At 58.6% G+C, this 536-nt stretch carries 1 pseudogene; it reads left to right on the top strand.

The annotated features are described in order from the left end of the window. Nucleotides 1–536, top strand: a pseudogene (locus AC07M8_RS19670) (pilus assembly protein TadG-related protein); the annotation flags it as partial.

Genomic DNA, 536 nt, shown 5'->3' with positions numbered 1-536 from the left:
TGGACTTATCAATCCCGAGAGCAGGCAGGTACGGCTGATACGAGCGCCGGCACGCAAGGCGCGACGATCACTACCAATGGCTCATCCACCTACACGGGCAGCAAGACTAGCTCGACTCAACCAGGCTCATCTGAAAATTGCGTAGCACCGGCGAACGAGGGCTACAGTTCAACGACGAGCTACACGGCATGGGATCCGTCGTCGACCTCTGTACCACGGTCGCGCACCGTCACCACAGTTCAGAACGGTACGCAATATACGGCATCGCGCAACACCAGCACGGGCGTCTGCACGATCACGAAGACTGTATATTCCAACTACACTCAGACCTACTCGCAAACGGTTTCGGCGAACCCCAATGCCGGCAACTCAAATGGCACGAACACGACCTACTACTGGAACTACAAGCCGATCGCCTATTCGCTGGCGGCGCTGAAGGGGGGCACCGCTGCCGGGACAATGGCCGGCGGCAGCTTCACGACCATGCTCGGCAACAACTTCACCAGCAGGACCGTGAATTGGGGCAACAGCAGCCA

The sequence above is a fragment of the Sphingomonas sp. GW821-FHT09E03 genome (assembly GCF_059416225.1).
This window is presented reverse-complemented; position numbering and strand designations above follow the sequence as displayed.